Source organism: Mesorhizobium sp. M1D.F.Ca.ET.231.01.1.1, from assembly GCF_003999155.2.
GTDB lineage: Bacteria > Pseudomonadota > Alphaproteobacteria > Rhizobiales > Rhizobiaceae > Mesorhizobium.
On sequence record NZ_RZOZ02000019.1, the window covers coordinates 1 to 17,085 of the forward strand.

16 protein-coding genes are annotated in these 17,085 nt (G+C 65.2%); 7 read left to right on the forward strand and 9 right to left on the reverse strand.

All coding sequences use genetic code 11. From position 1 onward, the window contains the following. The first annotated feature begins 349 nt into the window (after positions 1-349). The gene (locus EN874_RS30440; RefSeq protein WP_127428545.1) at positions 350-1,726 is read left to right on the forward strand and encodes an MFS transporter; all 1,377 of its coding nucleotides are present in this window, start codon (positions 350-352) and stop codon (positions 1,724-1,726) included. Between the two features lie 36 nt (positions 1,727-1,762). Here the strand turns inward: EN874_RS30440 and purH are convergent, their stop codons facing one another. The 4 genes from purH to htpX form a co-directional block, all read right to left on the reverse strand. Continuing rightward, positions 1,763-3,379: a bifunctional phosphoribosylaminoimidazolecarboxamide formyltransferase/IMP cyclohydrolase gene (gene purH, locus EN874_RS30445; RefSeq protein WP_127428546.1), complete on the reverse strand. Its 1,617-nt coding sequence runs from the start codon at positions 3,377-3,379 to the stop codon at positions 1,763-1,765. 97 nt (positions 3,380-3,476) lie between these two features. Next, positions 3,477-5,201 carry a heparinase II/III family protein gene (locus tag EN874_RS30450; protein ID WP_127428547.1) on the reverse strand — a complete coding sequence of 575 codons (1,725 nt, stop codon included), beginning with the start codon at positions 5,199-5,201 and terminating at the stop codon, positions 3,477-3,479. 132 nt (positions 5,202-5,333) lie between these two features. Further along, on the reverse strand, positions 5,334-6,671 hold the full coding sequence (locus EN874_RS30455) for an RsmB/NOP family class I SAM-dependent RNA methyltransferase (RefSeq protein WP_168247608.1): 1,338 nt from the start codon (positions 6,669-6,671) through the stop codon (positions 5,334-5,336). Positions 6,672-6,724: 53 nt separating this feature from the next. Further along, a complete protein-coding gene (htpX, locus tag EN874_RS30460; protein ID WP_127428549.1) occupies positions 6,725-7,750 on the reverse strand; it encodes a zinc metalloprotease HtpX in 1,026 nt (341 codons plus the stop codon). Between the two features lie 106 nt (positions 7,751-7,856). On the opposite strand from htpX, the gene EN874_RS30465 reads away from it, so the two are divergent. After that, positions 7,857-8,075, forward strand: coding sequence for a DUF1674 domain-containing protein (locus tag EN874_RS30465; RefSeq protein ID WP_126087002.1), 219 nt, complete (start codon positions 7,857-7,859; stop codon positions 8,073-8,075). 5 nt (positions 8,076-8,080) lie between these two features. Here the strand turns inward: EN874_RS30465 and EN874_RS30470 are convergent, their stop codons facing one another. Next, on the reverse strand, positions 8,081-8,746 hold the full coding sequence (locus EN874_RS30470) for an HAD-IA family hydrolase (RefSeq protein ID WP_127428550.1): 666 nt from the start codon (positions 8,744-8,746) through the stop codon (positions 8,081-8,083). Between the two features lie 170 nt (positions 8,747-8,916). On the opposite strand from EN874_RS30470, the gene EN874_RS30475 reads away from it, so the two are divergent. From EN874_RS30475 to EN874_RS34970, 3 genes are all read left to right on the forward strand, one after another. Continuing rightward, complete coding sequence (locus EN874_RS30475; protein ID WP_127428551.1) at positions 8,917-9,786, forward strand: transglutaminase family protein; 870 nt, start codon at positions 8,917-8,919, stop codon at positions 9,784-9,786. A gap of 412 nt (positions 9,787-10,198) precedes the next feature. Next, the gene (locus EN874_RS30480) at positions 10,199-11,179 is read left to right on the forward strand and encodes a TadE/TadG family type IV pilus assembly protein (RefSeq protein WP_348631744.1); all 981 of its coding nucleotides are present in this window, start codon (positions 10,199-10,201) and stop codon (positions 11,177-11,179) included. Beyond that, the gene (locus EN874_RS34970) at positions 11,158-11,508 is read left to right on the forward strand and encodes a hypothetical protein (RefSeq protein ID WP_348631745.1); all 351 of its coding nucleotides are present in this window, start codon (positions 11,158-11,160) and stop codon (positions 11,506-11,508) included. The genes EN874_RS30480 and EN874_RS34970 overlap by 22 nt, the downstream gene beginning before the upstream one ends. 18 nt (positions 11,509-11,526) lie before the next feature. On the opposite strand, the gene EN874_RS33900 is transcribed toward EN874_RS34970, so the two are convergent. Together EN874_RS33900 and EN874_RS30490 are read right to left on the reverse strand one after the other, a co-directional pair. Next, positions 11,527-11,691 carry a hypothetical protein gene (locus tag EN874_RS33900; protein ID WP_168247609.1) on the reverse strand — a complete coding sequence of 55 codons (165 nt, stop codon included), beginning with the start codon at positions 11,689-11,691 and terminating at the stop codon, positions 11,527-11,529. Positions 11,692-12,019: 328 nt separating this feature from the next. Continuing rightward, positions 12,020-12,490 carry a MarR family winged helix-turn-helix transcriptional regulator gene (locus tag EN874_RS30490; protein WP_127428553.1) on the reverse strand — a complete coding sequence of 157 codons (471 nt, stop codon included), beginning with the start codon at positions 12,488-12,490 and terminating at the stop codon, positions 12,020-12,022. 105 nt (positions 12,491-12,595) lie between these two features. Between EN874_RS30490 and EN874_RS30495 the strand changes: the two genes are divergently transcribed. Both EN874_RS30495 and EN874_RS30500 read left to right on the forward strand, forming a co-directional pair. Then, a complete protein-coding gene (locus EN874_RS30495; protein ID WP_127428554.1) occupies positions 12,596-12,964 on the forward strand; it encodes an antibiotic biosynthesis monooxygenase family protein in 369 nt (122 codons plus the stop codon). Positions 12,965-13,099: 135 nt separating this feature from the next. After that, positions 13,100-14,368 (forward strand): cyclopropane-fatty-acyl-phospholipid synthase family protein, encoded by a 1,269-nt coding sequence (locus EN874_RS30500; RefSeq protein ID WP_127428555.1) that lies wholly within the window; start codon positions 13,100-13,102, stop codon positions 14,366-14,368. A 1-nt stretch (position 14,369) separates the two neighbouring features. Here EN874_RS30500 and EN874_RS30505 read toward each other — a convergent pair whose 3' ends face one another. Together EN874_RS30505 and acs are read right to left on the reverse strand one after the other, a co-directional pair. Next, entirely contained in the window at positions 14,370-15,119 is a 750-nt protein-coding gene (locus EN874_RS30505; RefSeq protein ID WP_127428556.1) for an MOSC domain-containing protein, read from the reverse strand. After that, positions 15,119-17,074, reverse strand: coding sequence for an acetate--CoA ligase (gene acs, locus EN874_RS30510; RefSeq protein WP_127428557.1), 1,956 nt, complete (start codon positions 17,072-17,074; stop codon positions 15,119-15,121). The genes EN874_RS30505 and acs overlap by 1 nt, the downstream gene beginning before the upstream one ends. Between the last annotated feature and the right edge of the window lie 11 nt (positions 17,075-17,085).

The following is a 17,085-nucleotide window of genomic DNA, read 5'->3' on the forward strand; positions in this document are numbered from 1 at the left end:
CCAGTGTCAGGCGCAACAGGTCGCTCGCCGATCTGATGCCGCGCGGGCGCAGGAACGCCTTCGTCTCGCGAGCACTTCCTGCGATCAACTCTTCCCCGCCGAGAAGCTCAATCGTCTCGGCCCAGCCGTCATCAACAAGCGATTCGTGTGTCATCCCAGCGTAGAATCACAATCGATTCCGCGCCGCAATCCCTATCTTAGCGCCTATGCCCACAAGGGGGAGGTAGGGGGCGGAATCGAGGCGGGCGAGCCCATGAGCGGCCGCGCCCCGCTTGTTCATTTGCATCGTTGCCTGAAAACATGCAGACATGGCGCGGTCGCGGGCGGAGCGGACGATGCGGGAGGGGACATGGCTGAAGTAGCAGTGCAGCGGGCCTCGGGGCGCGGCATCTGGGGCTGGATGTTCTTCGACTGGGCGGCGCAGCCTTTCTTCACCGTCGTCACCACTTTCATCTTCGGGCCCTACTTCGCCTCGCGCATGGTCAGTGATCCCGTCATGGGCCAGGCCGCCTGGGCCTGGGGCATCGCCGCCGCGGGGCTGGTCATCGCCGTGCTCTCGCCGGTGCTCGGCTCGATCGCCGACCAGACCGGGCCGCGCAAGCCGTGGATCGCCTTTTTCGCGACGATCAAGATCGTCAGCCTGACGCTGCTGTGGCTTGCCGCCCCCGGCTCGAACGTCTTCCTGATCGTGCTGCTGTTCTCGCTGGCCTCGGTGGCGGCGGAGTTCTCCACTGTTTTCAATGATTCGATGATGCCGCGCCTGGTGCCGAAGAGCGAGATCGGCCGCGTCTCCAATATCGCCTGGGGGCTGGGCTATCTCGGCGGCATGATCGCGCTTATCTTCGTCATCCTGTTCATGGCCGGCAATCCCGAAACCGGCAAGACGATCATCGGCCTCGACCCGATCCTCGGGCTTGACCCGAAGCTTGGCGAGGATGCCCGCGCCACGGGGCCGATGTCGGCCGGCTGGTATTTCCTGTTCATCCTGCCGATGTTCTTCTTCACCCCCGATGCCGCCAAAGGCATCCCGATCGGACCGGCGGTGCGCCAGGGTTTGTCCGAGCTGAAGTCGACCCTGGCCGAGGCGCGCAAGCGCGTCGGCATCTTCCGCTTCCTCGTCGCCCGCATGATCTATCAGGACGGCGTCAATGCGCTGCTGACGCAGGGCGGCGTGTTCGCGGCGGCGATGTTCGGCTGGTCGATCACCGAGATCGGCATCTTCGGCATCATCCTCAATGTCGTCGCCATCTTCGGCTGCTGGATCGCTGCCCGCCTCGACACCGCGCTCGGCTCCAAGGCGGTGGTGATGCTCGCGTTGGTGATGCTGACCGTGGCCACCGCCGGGATCATCTCGACCGGACCCGGCTTCACGCTGCTCGGCCTGATACAGCTCCCGTTGACCGATTCCAACGGCCTGTTCGGCACCGCGGCCGAAAAGGCCTACATTCTCTACGGCCTGCTGATCGGCCTTGCCTTCGGCCCGGTGCAGGCCTCGTCGCGCTCCTATATGGCGCGCAGCGTCACGGCCGCCGAATCGGGCCGCTATTTCGGCATCTACGCGCTGTCCGGACGAGCGACGAGTTTCCTGGCGCCATTCCTGCTGGCAACCATCAGCTGGGCCACCGATTCAGCTCGGCTCGGCATGGCGGTGATTATCCTGTTCCTCGCCATCGGCATGGCGATCCTCATCAGGACACCCTACCCGGCGGACAAGCCGGTAGAGTAGCTCCCCCTTCTCCCACAGGGGAGAAAGGGGGAGCGCTCAATGCCTGAAATGCCTGACCCCTGTGAACACCATGGCGATGCCGTGCTCGTCGGCGGCGGCGATGACATCCTCGTCGCGCATCGAGCCGCCCGGCTGGATCACCGCCGTGGCGCCGGCCTCGATCGCCGACAGCAAGCCGTCGGCGAAGGGGAAGAAGGCGTCCGAAGCGACCACCGAGCCCTTGGTCAGCGGCTCGGCCAGGCCGGCGGCTTCGGCCGCATCGAGCGCCTTGCGGGCGGCGATGCGCGAGGAATCGACGCGGCTCATCTGGCCGGCGCCGATGCCGACGGTCGCGCCGTCCTTCGCGTAGACGATGGCGTTCGACTTGACGTGCTTGGCGACGCGGAAGGCGAATTTGAGGTCGGCCATCTCGGCCGGCGTCGGCGCGCGTCTCGTCACCACCTTCAGCGCGAGATCGTCGACCACCGCATTGTCGCGGCTCTGCACCAGAAGGCCGCCGGCGACCGATTTCGCCAGCGTGCCCGCCGCGCGCGGATCGGGCAGGCCGCCGGTGGTGAGAAGGCGCAGGTTTTTCTTCGCCGCGACGATCGCCGTGGCCTCATCGGTGGCGTCGGGCGCGATGATGACTTCGGTGAAGGTCTTCACGATCTCCTCGGCCGCTTCGGCGTCGAGGATGCGGTTCATGGCGACGATGCCGCCATAGGCCGAGACCGGATCGCAGGCGAGCGCCTTGGCGTAGGCCGCCTTCAGCGTCGCGCCTTCGCCGACACCGCACGGGTTGGCGTGCTTGATGATGGCGATCGCCGCAGAGCGGGCCGGATCGAATTCGCCGACCAGCTCGAAGGCGGCGTCGGTGTCGTTGATGTTGTTGTAGGAAAGCTGCTTGCCCTGCAGCTGCCTGGCGGTGGCGACGCCCGGCCGCTTGTCGCCGGAGAGATAGAAGCCGGCGCCCTGGTGCGGGTTCTCGCCATAGCGCATCACTTGGTCGAGACGGCCGCCGAAGGCGCGCCAGGTCGGGTGCTCGATCTCGAGGGCCTCGGCGAACCAGCCGGAGATCGCCGCGTCGTAGGTCGCGGTGCGGGCAAAGGCCTTGGCCGCCAGCTTCTTGCGGAAATCGAGCGACAGCGAGCCGAGGTTCATCTCCAGCGCGTTGAGCACCGAGGCATAGTCGGCGGGATCGGTGACGATGGCGACATAGGCGTGGTTCTTGGCCGAGGCGCGGATCATGGCCGGGCCGCCGATGTCGATATTCTCGACGATCGAGGCGTAGCCGGCGCCGGAGCGGCGGACTTCCTCGAACGGATAGAGGTTGGAGACGACGAGGTCGATCGGCGCGATATGGTGGTCGTGCATGGCCTTGGCGTGCTCGGGATCGTCGCGGACACCGAGCAGGGCGCCATGCACCGACGGATGCAAGGTCTTGACGCGGCCGTCCATGATCTCGGGAAAACCGGTGAGCTCCGATACGTCGCGGACCGCAAGGCCGGCCTCGGCGATCGCCTTCGCCGTGCCGCCGGTGGAGACCAGCTCGATGCCGGCGGCGGCAAGCGCCCTGGCAAAGTCGATCAGGCCGGTCTTGTCGAAAACGGAAAGCAGCGCGCGGCGAACCGGAACGAGGTCTGGCGCCGGAATGTTCTTGGCGGGGACGGCCATGGCTGGCGGCCTTTCAAGGCTGGTTGGGAAACGTTCGCGGGCCGTAGCATATGAGGCCCGGAAATCAAGCGCGCAGCTCGGGTTCCTTCGCCTCGAATCAGTTGTTTTCGGGGTAGCCGGCGATATTGGTGCGCGTCAGCTGCCAATGCACCTCGGCGATTTCCGAAGCCTTGAAGGCAAGCACGATCTGCCTGCTGCGGCGCGGTCCGCCGAGCCCGGCGAAATAGATCGATTCCTCGACCTGCGGCCCCACTTCCGCGCAGGTGAACACCCAGGTGTCGCCCTGGGTGGCGGCGAGCGTCAGGCGGTCTTGCCCGTCCTGAAGCATGCCGATGTCGGGATGGATGTGAAAGCGCACGGTGACGAAGTCGCGGCCATTGTTGCGGATCGCACCACCCCCGGGGCGCAGGAAACGGTCGCGGCCGGTCAGCACGTTGCCGTTGGTCGTCAGCTTCAGCTCACGCTCATGCAGGAAGCCGAAGCGCGCGGCATAGCCGTCGTGGCGGGCGACAAAGCCGTGCACGCCCTTCTGGTCGATGCGCTTGCAGGGCACGTGCTGCGGGCCGCCGATCAGCGGCGAACCGAGCAGGTCGCTGACCCGCAGCGAATGGCTGAAGCGCGCCGAGGACGTGTCGTTGACGGTGGCGGTCGAATGCGCGGCGGTGGCACGCGCCAGCGGCCGGAACTCGGCGGCGCCGTAAGTGTCGATGCCTGCATTGACGATGAAGTGCTGGCGCCCGGAGGAAAGCTCGAAGGCGAGGCATCCGGCATGCGCGGCGTTGGAGACGTCGACGGGCGGCGGCGTGCCGGTGTCGGCGATCACCGTGACGCCGCCCATCGACAGGCGCTCATAGCCGGAATGCGGCGCGTGCAAGAGCGGCGCGCCGACGGTGTCGTCATGGCGCAGGATGGTGGCGATGCGGTCATGGATGGTGGCGCCCATGCCGTTGAAGCGGGCGAGGCTGCCGTCCTGGTGGCGGAAGAAGCGCAGCGCCGGCAGCATGCGGTCGATGGCGTTGATCAAGGCGGACGGCGGCGCCTCGGCCTGGTTGGCATAGGTCTGGCGCAGCGGCAAAAGGTCGGCCAGCAGTTCCAGCACCGTCATCGGATTGCGCGAGACATGGCCGCCGTCGGGCAGGATCTGGTAATCCAGCTCCTCGGCGAGATTGCGCGTGGCGCTGCGCAGCGCCGAGGCCGGCGCCGGCAGCGACAGGGCGGCGAAGGCAAGCGCGATGCGGGCGCGCAGCCTGTCCTTGCCGTCCGGCATCTCGCGCGCCATCGACCTGAGATAACGAACCTGCATGGCAAGCGATTTGAGGAAGGCGCGGTAGAAGGGAAACTCCGCACCCTGCAGCACGACCGAGGAGTGCTGCAGCCAGGCAATCACCCGCTTGGCGGTCGTGCCGGGCTCCCAGGCGACGCCCGATATCTGGTTGCCGTGCATGGCGATCCAGTCCGAGACCAGAGCGCGAGCATTGGCGGCGGCGAGCTCAGTGCCGGCGGCGCGCATGTGGCGCAGCCAGCGGAAGCCGTGCAGCGTCTTTTGCCAGCCGCGGTTGGGCACATCGATCTGGAAAGGCGATTTGCCGCCGGTCTCGACCATGTGGCCGGACAGCGGATAACGGCCGTAGTAGATTTCAAGCGCGATCTGCGGGTCGGCGAGCCTCAGATCCGGCGGCGCGATGAGGACGCGCTCGGGCGTGCGGCCGGAATAACGCCAGCGATAGATAGGACCGGCGCGAAGGCGCCGGCGCGTTTTGCGCCAGAACTCCCTCGCGACAAGCGTCCAAAGACGCGTCGTGCTGGCGGCAACAAGTGCCAAAACCCCTCCTGATCGTCCGCTTACCCAAGCACAAGCTTATATGATTCAAGAACTTATGCGAAGGCGGTTTTCGCCGAAGTGAAGCCCTTCGCGCGGTGCCGCCAGGGTCATCCCTAAAAAAGTCAGCAAGGTCTATGGAACAACGCACCAATCGGCTCTTCGCATCCTCGCGGCGAAAAATCCATCCAGACCGGAAATCCCGGGCGATTCGAGCGGCAGATCGGCAGGCGTTGTGCGCAACGTGCCCTCGGCAGTGAGGAACGGGTCGAGACCTGCGAATTCTCCGGGGCGGATCGGATCGGCGGTCACGCCGGAAGGCTCGGCGAGGAAAGCGCGGTAAAGATCCTCACCCTCGATCGGGTCGAGCGAACAGTTGGAAAAAACGATCCGCCCGCCGGGTTTGACGAGAGTGGCGGCGTGGGCGAGGAGCTTGCCTTGAAGCGCGGCGAGCTTCTCGACATCGGCCATGGTCTTGCTCCACGGCACGTCGGGATGCCGGCGCACGGTGCCGGTCGAAGAACAGGGGGCGTCGAGCAGCACCGCGTCGAACAGCTCCGCCGGCCGGTAATCGAGCAGGTCGGTCTGCACCAGCTCGGCCGACAGGCCGAGACGGTCGAGATTCTGCGCCAGCCTTGCCAGCCGGTTCTTCGAGGTGTCGACAGCGGTGACAATTGCGCCGGCGAGGATGAGCTGCGCCGTCTTGCCGCCGGGCGCGGCGCAAAGGTCGGCCACGCGCAGCCGCTCGACGGCGCCGAACAGGCGTGCCGGCAGAGCCGCCGCCGCATCCTGTACCCACCAGGCGCCTTCGGCGAAGCCGGGCAGGTCGGTGACGGCGGCTTGCAATTTTTCAACCCGCACCGTGCCGGTCGGCAGCACGATGCCGCCGAGCTGCCCGGCCCAGAGCGCCGGGTCGGCCTTCACGGTGAAATCGACCGGCGCCTCGTGCCGATGGGCGGCAAGGATGGCCTGCGCCTTGTCGTTGCCATAGGCCGCGGTCAGCCGGTCAGCGAACCACTGCGGCGCTTCGCTCGTCGCGGCAAGCGCCGGCGCAAGCTCGGCCTCCTTGGCGCGCGCCAGCGAGCGCAGCAGGCCGTTGACGAGGCCGGAGAAGCGCAATGTGCGCGGATCGGATTTGGCGTGGGTGACGGCAAGGTCGACGGCGGCGCTGTCCGGAACATCGAGGAACAGGATCTGCGCGGCGGCGACATGCAGGATGTGCGAGAGCGCCGCGGCGTTGGCCGGCAGCGGCCTTTCCAGGCGCTTTGCCAGCAGTCCGGCAATCGTCATGCGATAGCGCAGCGCGGTGACCAGGATGGCGCGCACCAATGCGCGGTCGCGGGCATCGAGCGCCTTGTATTGCGGATGGCCGTGCTCGTTGTCGGTCAGCCCGTCGAGCGGGGTGCGGGCATCGATGACGGCGGCGAGCAGGCGCGCGGCAGCCTTGCGCGCGGCCAGGCCGGCGGTCGCCATGTCCGGATTGCCGTCACGTGTGCCTGGGGTTTGCGGTCGGCGCTTTGCTCCGTTCACGACCACGGACCCTTGGGTCCTGCGCCGCGCGGACCGGTCGGGTTGCGGCCCCACGGATTTGGCTTCGGCCGCTCCGGTTCAGCCGGCGGCGCGGGCTCGGCGGACTTGCCCCACGGCCCGGCCGGCGCCTCATCGGCGGCTGCCGACGCCTGGGGCCTGGCGGCCTGCGGGGCGCCGCCCATCTCGCGCGCCATCTGCTCAAGGGCGGCGATGCGGTTCTCGGTGCTCGGATGGGTCGAGAACAGATTGTCCATGCGCTCGCCGTGCAACGGATTGATGATGAAGAGATGCGCAGTCGCCGGATTGCGCTCGGCTTCCGGGTTGCGGATGCGTTCGACGCCGCGCGCGATCTTGTCAAGGGCGGAGGCCAGCCATAGCGGATTTCCGCAGATTTCGGCGCCGCGCCGGTCGGCCTCGTATTCGCGGGTGCGGCTTACCGCCATCTGCACGATCATGGCCGCGAACGGAGCGACCAGCATCGCCACCAAGACGCCGACGAAGCCGAACGGGTTGTTGTTGTCGCGGCTGCCGCCGAAAAAGAAGGCGAAATTGCCGAGCATGGAGATGGCGCCGGCAAGCGTCGCGACGATGGTCATGGTGAGCGTATCGCGATGCTGCACATGGGCAAGCTCATGCGCCATCACCGCCGCGACCTCCTCGTGGCCGAGCCGCTCCAGCAGCCCGGTGGACGCGGCCACGGCGGCGTTCTCAGGGTTACGGCCGGTTGCAAAGGCGTTGGGCTGGGGGTTGTTGATCAGATAGGTCTTGGGCATCGGCAGGCCGGCCTGTTTGGCCAACGCCTCCACGATGGCATGGAATTCCGGAGCATTGCGCGCGTCGACCTCGACGGCGTCGTTCATCCGGAGCACCATCTTGTCGGCGTTCCAGTAGGCGAACAGGTTCATGCCGGCGGCGAACAGCAGGGCAATGATCATGCCGCCCGAGCCGCCGATCAGAAAGCCGACGCCCATGAACAGCGCGGTCATAGCGGCGAGGAGCATGGCGGTGCGAAGCGTGTTCATCGTCTCTTCCGTTCGGCGTGGTCGCGATTAGGGGTCGATCCGTCTTGCATCATGGCTATATGATGGGAAAGGCCGGTCCCCGTTTCAATCGGCAGGGAAATATCGCATGTCCGCAGAACCCAGCAAAACCGAAACCGCCGAAGACGACATGCCGCAAAGGATGCTGACGCCGGCCGCCGAGCGTGCCCTGGCGGAGGCCGAAGCCAGGCGCAAGGCATATCGCGAGGCGGAAGCCCGCCTGCCGAAGGAGATCGGCGGCCGCGGCGGCAAGGAACCCGGGCGCTACGGCGACTGGGAAGTGAAGGGTCTCGCCAGCGACTTCTAACCAGACTAGGCCGCGTCGCGCTGCGGCTCGACGACCATCCAGCCATTGTCGTCCGTGGCGACGCCAAGCGCATCGTAGGTGGCGATGCTGGCGTGCTGCGTCATGACCGGATGGACATGCGTGGCCCTGATCACCATCACCGACGCGCCGGAAGCCTCGCCGGCCGCGATGCCGGCCGGGGCGTCCTCGAAGACAAGGCAATCGCGCGCCTCGACGCCCAGACGCTTTGCCGCCAGGAGGAAGCAGTCGGGCGCCGGCTTGCCGTGGGCGACGTCCTCGGCCGACACCATCATGGCGGGCGCCGGAATGCCGGCCGCCGCAATGCGCAGCAGCGCGAGCGCGCGCGGCGCCGAGGTGACGATGGCCCAGCGTTCGGGCCGCAGCGACTTGAGAAACGCCACGGCGCCGGGGATCGGGACGATGCCCTCGAGGTCCGCGGCCTCGGCCTTGAGCAGCGCATCGGCCTCAGTGACCGGATCGATGCCGGGGAGCTTCAGCGCCGCGATCGTCTCGATCGCGCGCTTGCCGTGGATCGTCGGCAGGAAGCTCGCGACGTCGAGACCTTGGCGATTGGCCCACTGCGTCCACACGCGTTCCGCCGCTGCGATCGAATTGAGGACTGTGCCGTCCATGTCGAAAAGGAAGGCGGCGAACTTTCTGCCTGGAAACATCGGATATCCTGGGAGTGTTTTTTGGGGAGGGCAAAGCCTGGATATATGGTAAACTGGCGGGCGCCGCATGGGAAGGCGCGAGGCAGTCTTTTCGACCCGACGCAGGAACAACAGACCCGTTGCCGCGTTGATTGGAAAGTCTTTCCAAGAAATGACGAAGGGGGAACGCGATGCTGATCCGGCTCGGCTACGAAATCGCTATCGAATGCGTCCAGGCCACGCCCATCATCTCGCTCCTCGATATCCATCCCGACCGCCATGCCGATATCAAGCGGCAGACGCGCGTGCTCACCTCGCCTTCCGTGCCGACCCGGACCTATCGCGACCGCCACAACAATATCTGCCGCCGCTTCACGGCGCCGCCCGGCGGGTTCCGCATCCTTTACGATGCGGTGATCGAGGACAGCGGCGGGACCGACGAGGTCAACAGGCTGGCGCGCGAAACACCGGTCGCGGATCTGCCGGATGACGTGCTGGTCTATCTGCTCGGCAGCCGCTATTGCGAGACGGATCATCTCAGCGGCCGCGCCTGGCAGTTGTTCGGCCATCTGCCGTCCGGCTGGGCTCGCGTGCAGGCGATCGTCGACTATGTCCACAGCCGGCTTTCCTTCGGCTACGGCTATGCCCGCGCCACCCGCACGGCGGCACAGGCGCATGAGGAGCGCGTGGGCGTCTGCCGCGACTTCGCGCATCTGGCGATCGCGCTCTGCCGCGCAATGAACATTCCGGCGCGCTACGTGAACGGCTATCTCGGCGATATCGGCGTGCCGGCCGATCCCGCGCCGATGGACTTCTCGGCCTGGATAGAAGTGTTCCTCGACGGCAAATGGTATACGTTCGACCCGCGCCACAATTGTCCGCGGATCGGCCGCATCGTGATCGCGCGCGGCCGCGACGCCACCGACGTGCCGCTGCTGCACAGCTTCGGCCCGCACAAGCTCTCGCTGTTCAAGGTGTGGACCTACGAGCAGGAAGGCAACCGTTTCAACCCACCGCATCGTGGCCTCGACCGTACGATCAGCGCGGGGATGCTGGCATAAGCCAGCCGGCTGTCCCGCCACGCTTTCGGCGCCGCTGCTGACCCGCTTCGGCACAGGCCAGGCTGTACCGAAGCGGGAAGCGCCGCGATCGCTCCGCAGAACATGGTAAGCGCTTCCTGAACGATATTTCACCGCCAGTTTCTCGTTTACCCGCCATTCACCTTCCTGTCTGCCGAAATGATGAGAAAACAATGAGTTAACGTGCCGCTGGCCATCCTTCGGCAAGGCGGCGGCCGCATCTGGCCGAAATCCTGCAGCGCCTGCGCGGAGCGGCTCCGATGCCGCGGACAGCGGAGGTGGAAGGATGCGGCAGTTCAAAAGTCTCGTTCGTGGGGTGGACGGGTTTGCACGGGATCGCGGAGGCAATTTCGCGGTTCTGTTCGGGGCTGCCGTATCAGTCCTGGCGCTGGGGGTGGGATTCGCAGTCAATATCTCGCAGATCTACAATGCCAGATCGAGTTTGCAGAGCGTCGTCGACGCCGCCGTGACCTCGACGGCACGCGATCTCACCCTCGGCGTCATCAAGGAGGCCGATGCCAATCAATCGGTACAGGCATTTCTCGACGCCAACAGCACGGCCGGCATCCTGCAGGCCGACCAGATCGTGCTCGACACGCTCACGATCGACAGGACAGCGAAAACCGTGCAGGCGGATGTGCATGCCGATATCGGCCTCTATTTTCCGCTGTTCGGCGTCGGCGATATGCAGCGCGTCGCCACGTCGACCACCGCTCTCTATTCTGACAAGAAGATCGAGGTGGCGATGATGCTCGACATCACCGGCTCGATGGCCGCCAACAGACGCGCCAAGACCAACAAGATCGGCGACCTGCAAGCGGCCGCATCGCAAACGGTCAAGGATCTTCTGGGACAGAACCGGGATCCCAACGACCCACGGATCCGGGTGGCGATCGTTCCCTATGCCGAGGCGGTCAATACCGGCGGCCTCGCCGGGACTGTATTCATCGAGACGGAGGATGGACCAAAGCTGCCGCCGCCGATCGATGCGCCGGTGGCGGTCTCCACCACGACGGCTCCCGACAAGTGCGCCACCGAACGCAAGGACAAGGATGGCTATGCCGACTATTCGTCCGATGGCCCCGATACACTTCGCCGAAACAACAAGGGCAAGACCTATCAGGCCAAAGTCAACCGCGACTACCGCATGCGGACATGCCCCGCGGCGGCTCTGGTTCCGCTGACCGCCGACCAGCACAAGCTGCTCACGGCAATCGGTCAGTTCCAGGCCGCGGGCGTGACTGCGGGCGGCATTGCCGCGCAATGGGCTACTACATGCTCTCCCCGTCGTGGCGCGCGACAATTGCCGATGCCCGCCTGGGCGCCGGCCCGGCCAATTTCGATCCGAAAAAGGTGGCCAAGATCGCCATCCTGATGACGGATGGCCAATTCAACACCGCCTTTGCCCGAGGGCGCGGCGCTGGCGCGTGGCAGGACGAGGGCGACACTTCGCGCGCCAATGCCGAAGCCATTTGCGACAACATGAAGCGCGACGGCATCGAGGTCTTCACCATCGGCTTCGATCTCAATGACCCATCGATGACCACGGCCGAGCGGGATCAGGCCAAGTCCGTGTTGAAGGACTGCTCGAGCGCAGACACCTCCTCGTTGAAGCACTATTACGAGGCCGCCACGGGCGCCGAGTTGTCAGATGCCTTCGGCGAGATCACCCGCAACATCGAAAAGCTCACCATCGACCGCTGACCGCCCTTTTAGAGCGTTTCATCGATTCATAGAATCGCCGAACCGCTCTAAGTATTTGTTTTTACGCAATTCCGAACGGAAAACCGTTACACATTTTTCCTGGAATTGCTCTAGGCAGACCGCGAGAAAGGAAAAGGCCGCCGCTTCTTGACGAAGCAGGCGGCCTTCCGTGTTTCCGTCCATGACGCGGCTCCTGGCGGCGGCCCCTTCGGGTCACCTGCCGCGCGTCTCGCGCCTTAACGGGAAGACTGCTTCCCGGAAGTGCAATCCGCTGAGCTCACGTTATGGAAAACGAAATCACTCGACATCGGATCACCTCCTTTCGGTTTGTTGAACACAGGCAGATGATGGGGTGCATCGCGGCAAAAGACAAGATGACGCCACGGAATGGCCATGCCTCGGGCGGGAAATCCTTCTCCGGCGGTGCTTTTGCGCAACAGATCGGGATTGCGGTTGAGGGAGCGATGCCTCCCGCCCGATGTCATCAACTTCAAAACCTGGCCGCGCCACGTCACGCCTGCTCTTCTGCTTCTCCTTCCAGCTTCCGGCGAAGCGCCTTCACAACAGAGTGCGTGGTCTCCAGTTCGCCGACCTCGATCCCCTCCGAGAGCCAGTTCACCCAAGGCGCCTGCAGGCGCATGGCGGCGTCGAATGCCTGTTTCCCGGTGTCGGTCAGCACCACGAGCTGCGCCCGCCGGTGATGTGGGTTGGGCTTGAACACGACAAGCCCCTCTTCTTCTAGGTCGTTGACGATGCGCTGGACGTTCTGACGGTTGGCGCCCATGTCGCGCGCCAGCCACGCGACCGGCTGCGGCCAATCTGCCGCGACGATGGTGCCTAGCACCTGCCAGCGGGCGCTCGTCAGGCCGAGGCCGGCGACGAGCCTGTCGCCGGAGGCGATGACGAGGTTGTTGAGCCTGAACAGATCGAGAAAGAGACCGGTCAACGCGGCGGCGGCCTTGGTTCGGTTGGTTCCATGCATTTTTGTCACCATACAATGATATATTGACATCATAGTGTCAACGTGGATATATTGGCTCTATCATACCAAACTGACACCATGAAACCATATCGAACGGAGTTTGTCATGCCTCATATGCGCCCATTGGACCCTGCCTTCCCGATCGAACGCCAGATCGCCGTCGACGCTTCCCCCGTCGTGCTCGTCAACATCTTCACGCTCGACAAGGCCGACGAGCAGACCTTCCTGCAGGCCTGGGAGGTTGACGCGCATTTCATGAAGCGCCAGCCGGGTTTCATCTCGACCCAGCTTCACAGGGCCATTGGCGACAGCCCGACCTATCTCAACTATGCCGTCTGGGAATCGACGGCCGATTTCAGGGCCGCGTTCATGCATCCGGAGTTCAGGGCGAAGCTCTCGGCCTATCCGTCCTCAGCCGCAGCATCCCCACACCTGTTTCAGAAGGTTGCCGTGTCCGGCATCTGCGTTGTGTAGCATTGCCGGAAGCGAGCAGGGTCCCGATCCGGCGGTCAACTCTGTCTCGTTCCCCCCGGCCTTTGAATTTCGTCGAGCTCCCGACATAATCCGGATGCGGCGCCGTGACAGTTTGCGCCGCATCGGGAGGTGAGAATGGACGCCGCCGACAGAGCCGCGCGGATCGTGCGAACGGTCATTGAGACGCTGAAACCGGGCTTTGCGGTCAGGTTGTGGACCGGCGAGCGGATCGGCCCCGCCGGCGGTCCGGTGCTCGCCATCAACGACCAGGACATCGTCTGGCAGCTGGTTCGCCGGCCAGCCTTCGCGACGCTGGTCGAGATGTGGATTTCCAAGACCGTCGACATCGAAGAGGGCACGCTGTTCGATTTCTACGCCTTGCCGTCGCAAGGCAAGCTCAAGACGAAGCTCAGATCCCTGCCGAAGCTGGCGATCCTGCGCGACCTGCCGATGGTGCTGTTTTCACGGAAGCAGATGACGGCGCGCAGCGACCTTTCCGGCCGCAAGCCTTTCGTCAGCGGATCGAACAAGGAGGCAATCCAGCATCACTACGACATCTCGAACGCGTTCTACCGGCTCTTTCTCGACGAGCGCATGGTCTATAGCTGCGGCTACTTCCGCGATTTCGCCAACGGCATCGACCAGGCCCAGGTCGACAAGCTCGACCACATCTGCCGCAAGCTCAGGCTGAAGCCGGGCGAAACGCTGCTCGACATCGGCTGCGGCTGGGGCGCCATGCTCATCCACGCGGCGAAGAACTACGGCGTCATCGGCCACGGCGTCTCGCTGTCGCAAGCCCAGACCGAGCTTGCCCGCGAGCGCATTCGCGCCGAGGGGCTGGAGGACCGCATCACCATCGAGATCAAGTCCTATGCCGAGCTCTCCGGCACGTTCGACAAGATCTCGTCGATCGGCATGTTCGAGCATCTGGGGCTTGCCAACCACGGCGCCTATTTCTCGGCAGTGCATCGCCTGCTGAAGCCCGGCGGCATCTATCTGCATCACGCCATCACCCGGCGCAGCAAGGGCGACATCCGGAAGACATTGCGCAAGGGGCCGGAATACAAGGCGCTGATCAAATACATCTTTCCCGGCGGCGAGCTCGACACGATCGGCATGACGCTCGGCAATCTCGAGGCGCATGGCTTCCTGGTCCATGACGTCGAGAACCTGCGCGAGCACTATCAGCGCACCTGCCGCCTGTGGGCCGAGCGCCTCCATGCGCACTTCGAGGAGGCGATCGCCGAGGTCGGCGAGGCGAAGGCGCGGCTCTGGCTGCTCTATCTCACCGGCTGCTCGATCGCCTTCGAGCGCGCCTCGGCGCAGATTTTCCAGACCGTCGCCACAAAGCGCGCGCGTGGCGCCAGCGGCCTGCCGCCGACGCGGGCCGATTTGTATCGATAGCCTACACGAACCGCATCGGCGCGCCGATCTCGACGCGCGCCGGCCGGTCGACGGTGCAGTAGACGCCGAGATTGTGGGCGTTGTGGCGGACGAGGTTGCGCAGGATGCCGGGATCGTTGTCGAAGCCGTCCTGGGCGATGATGGTGAAGCCGCAGCGCCGGCAGGGCTCCGAGACGGTGAGCAGAAGATCACCGACGGCGAGCTTGCGGCCGATCCATTCCGTCTCCGGGAAGGAGCCTTCGACCGGGTCAATGTCGACGACGATATTGGGGCGGAAACGGCGCGGATCGGGCACGCCTTCCGGATGCAGCGCCTTCAACCTTGCCAGCGAGGCGGTGGTGAGCAGGTGGATCGGCGCCTTGCGGTAGCGGGCGGCGGTCAGCGGGCCGGCGTAGCCGGGCGCGGCGCCTTCGCGGTCGAACGGCCGGATCGACGCCTTGAAGCCGAGATAGTCGGAAACGGCGCGATCGCTTTCGACCCCCGGGGCCGACAGCCAGTCGCCCTCCGGCACTGCCACCTCGAGCTTCCTGTCTGCGGACAGCCTCGTGCGGATGCGTGGCACCTTGTGCCATTTGACGTCGCGGTCGGGCCGCGCGATCTCATTGTCCGTGGCGTCGACAAGGCCGAACATGCGATCGCCTTCGATGCTTTCGGTGCCGACCGAGATGGCGTCCAGCCGCTCGCCGGCGAGCGAGCTCGCCGGATAGCGCCAGATCTGGCTGACGGTGCCGAGTGCCGCCTGGACGGTCATCAGGCCCTCTTGTTCTGCCGGTTGGCGACGAGATCGTCGACGACGGCCGGATCGGCGAGCGTCGAGGTGTCGCCGAGCGCGGCGTAATCGTCCTCGGCGATCTTGCGCAGGATGCGGCGCATGATCTTGCCCGAGCGGGTCTTGGGCAGGCCCGGCGCGAACTGGATCTTGTCGGGCGTTGCGATGGCGCCGATCTCCTTGCGGACATGGGCGACGAGCTCCTTGCGCAGGTCCTCGCTCGATGTGCTGCCGGCCATCAGCGTGACGTAGCAGTAGATGCCCTGTCCCTTGATGTCGTGCGGATAGCCGACGACGGCGGCTTCCGAGACCTTGTCGTGGCTGACCAGCGCCGACTCCACCTCCGCCGTGCCCATGCGGTGGCCGGAGACATTGATGACGTCGTCGACGCGCCCGGTGATCCAGTAGTAGCCGTCGGCGTCGCGGCGGCAGCCGTCGCCGGTGAAGTACTTGCCCTTGTAGGTCGAGAAATAGGTCTGCACGAAACGGTCGTGGTCGCCATAGACGGTGCGCATCTGGCCGGGCCAGGAATCGACGATGCAGAGATTGCCGTCGGCAGCCCCTTCGAGCACCTTGCCGCCGCCGTCGACCAGTTGCGGCTGGACGCCGAAGAAGGGCCGCGTCGCCGAGCCGGCCTTGAGGTCGGTGGCGCCGGGCAGCGGCGTGATCAGGATGCCGCCGGTCTCGGTCTGCCACCAGGTGTCGACGATCGGCCTCTTGCCGTTGCCGACGACGTTGAAATACCACTCCCAGGCCTCCGGGTTGATCGGCTCGCCGACCGTGCCAAGCACGCGCAGCGAATTGCGCGAGGTCTTCTTCACATGGCTGTCGCCGGCGCCCATCAGCGCGCGCAGCGCCGTCGGCGCGGTGTAGAAGATGTTGACCTGGTGCTTGTCGATGACTTCCCAGAAGCGCGACTGCGAGGGATAGTTCGGCACGCCCTCGAACATCAGTGTCGTGGCGCCGTTGGCCAAAGGTCCATAGACGATGTAGCTGTGGCCCGTGACCCAGCCGACATCGGCGGTGCACCAGTAGATGTCGCCGTCGTGGTAATCGAAGACATATTGGTGGGTCATCGAGGCATAGACGAGATAGCCGGCGGTGGTGTGCAGCACGCCCTTCGGCTTGCCGGTCGAGCCCGAGGTGTAGAGGATGAACAGCGGGTCCTCCGCCTTCATCTTCTCCGGCTTGCATTCGGCCTTAACGGTCGCTGCCTCCTCGTGGTACCAGACGTCGCGTCCGGGCACCCAGCCGGTCTTGCCGCCGGTGCGGCGCACGACAATCACCTTCTCGACCTTGGTGCCGGCCTTGGCCGCGATGTCGATTGCCTTGTCGGTGTTGTCCTTGAGCGGGATCGGCTTGCCGCCGCGCAGGCCCTCGTCGGTGGTGACGACGATGGTCGACTTGCAGTCGTCGATGCGGCCGGCCAGAGCATCCGGCGAGAAGCCGCCGAAGACGACCGAATGGATGGCGCCCAGCCGCGTGCAGGCCAGCATCGCATAGGCCGTCTCCGGAATCATCGGCATGTAGATGGTGACGCGGTCGCCCCTCTTGACGCCGTGCTTCTTCAACACGTTGGCGAAGCGGCAGACATGCGCATAGAGTTCCTTGTAGGTGATCTTCCTGTCATCGTAAGGGTTGTCGCCCTCCCAGATGATGGCGGTCTGGTCGCCGCGCTTCTTCAGATGCCGGTCGATGCAATTGTACGAGACGTTGGTCTGGCCGTCCTCGAACCACTTGATCGAGACCTTGCCGTCGAAGGAGGTGTTCTTGACCTTGGTGAAGGGCTTGAACCAGTCGATTCGCTTGCCGTGCTTGCCCCAGAACTTGTCCGGGCTCTTCACGCTGTCGGCATACCATTTGAGATAGGTGTCATTGTCGATCAGCGCGTTCTTCTTCCACGCCGGCTGGACGCGGTGGACATGGACGTCGGACATTTTTCAGCTTT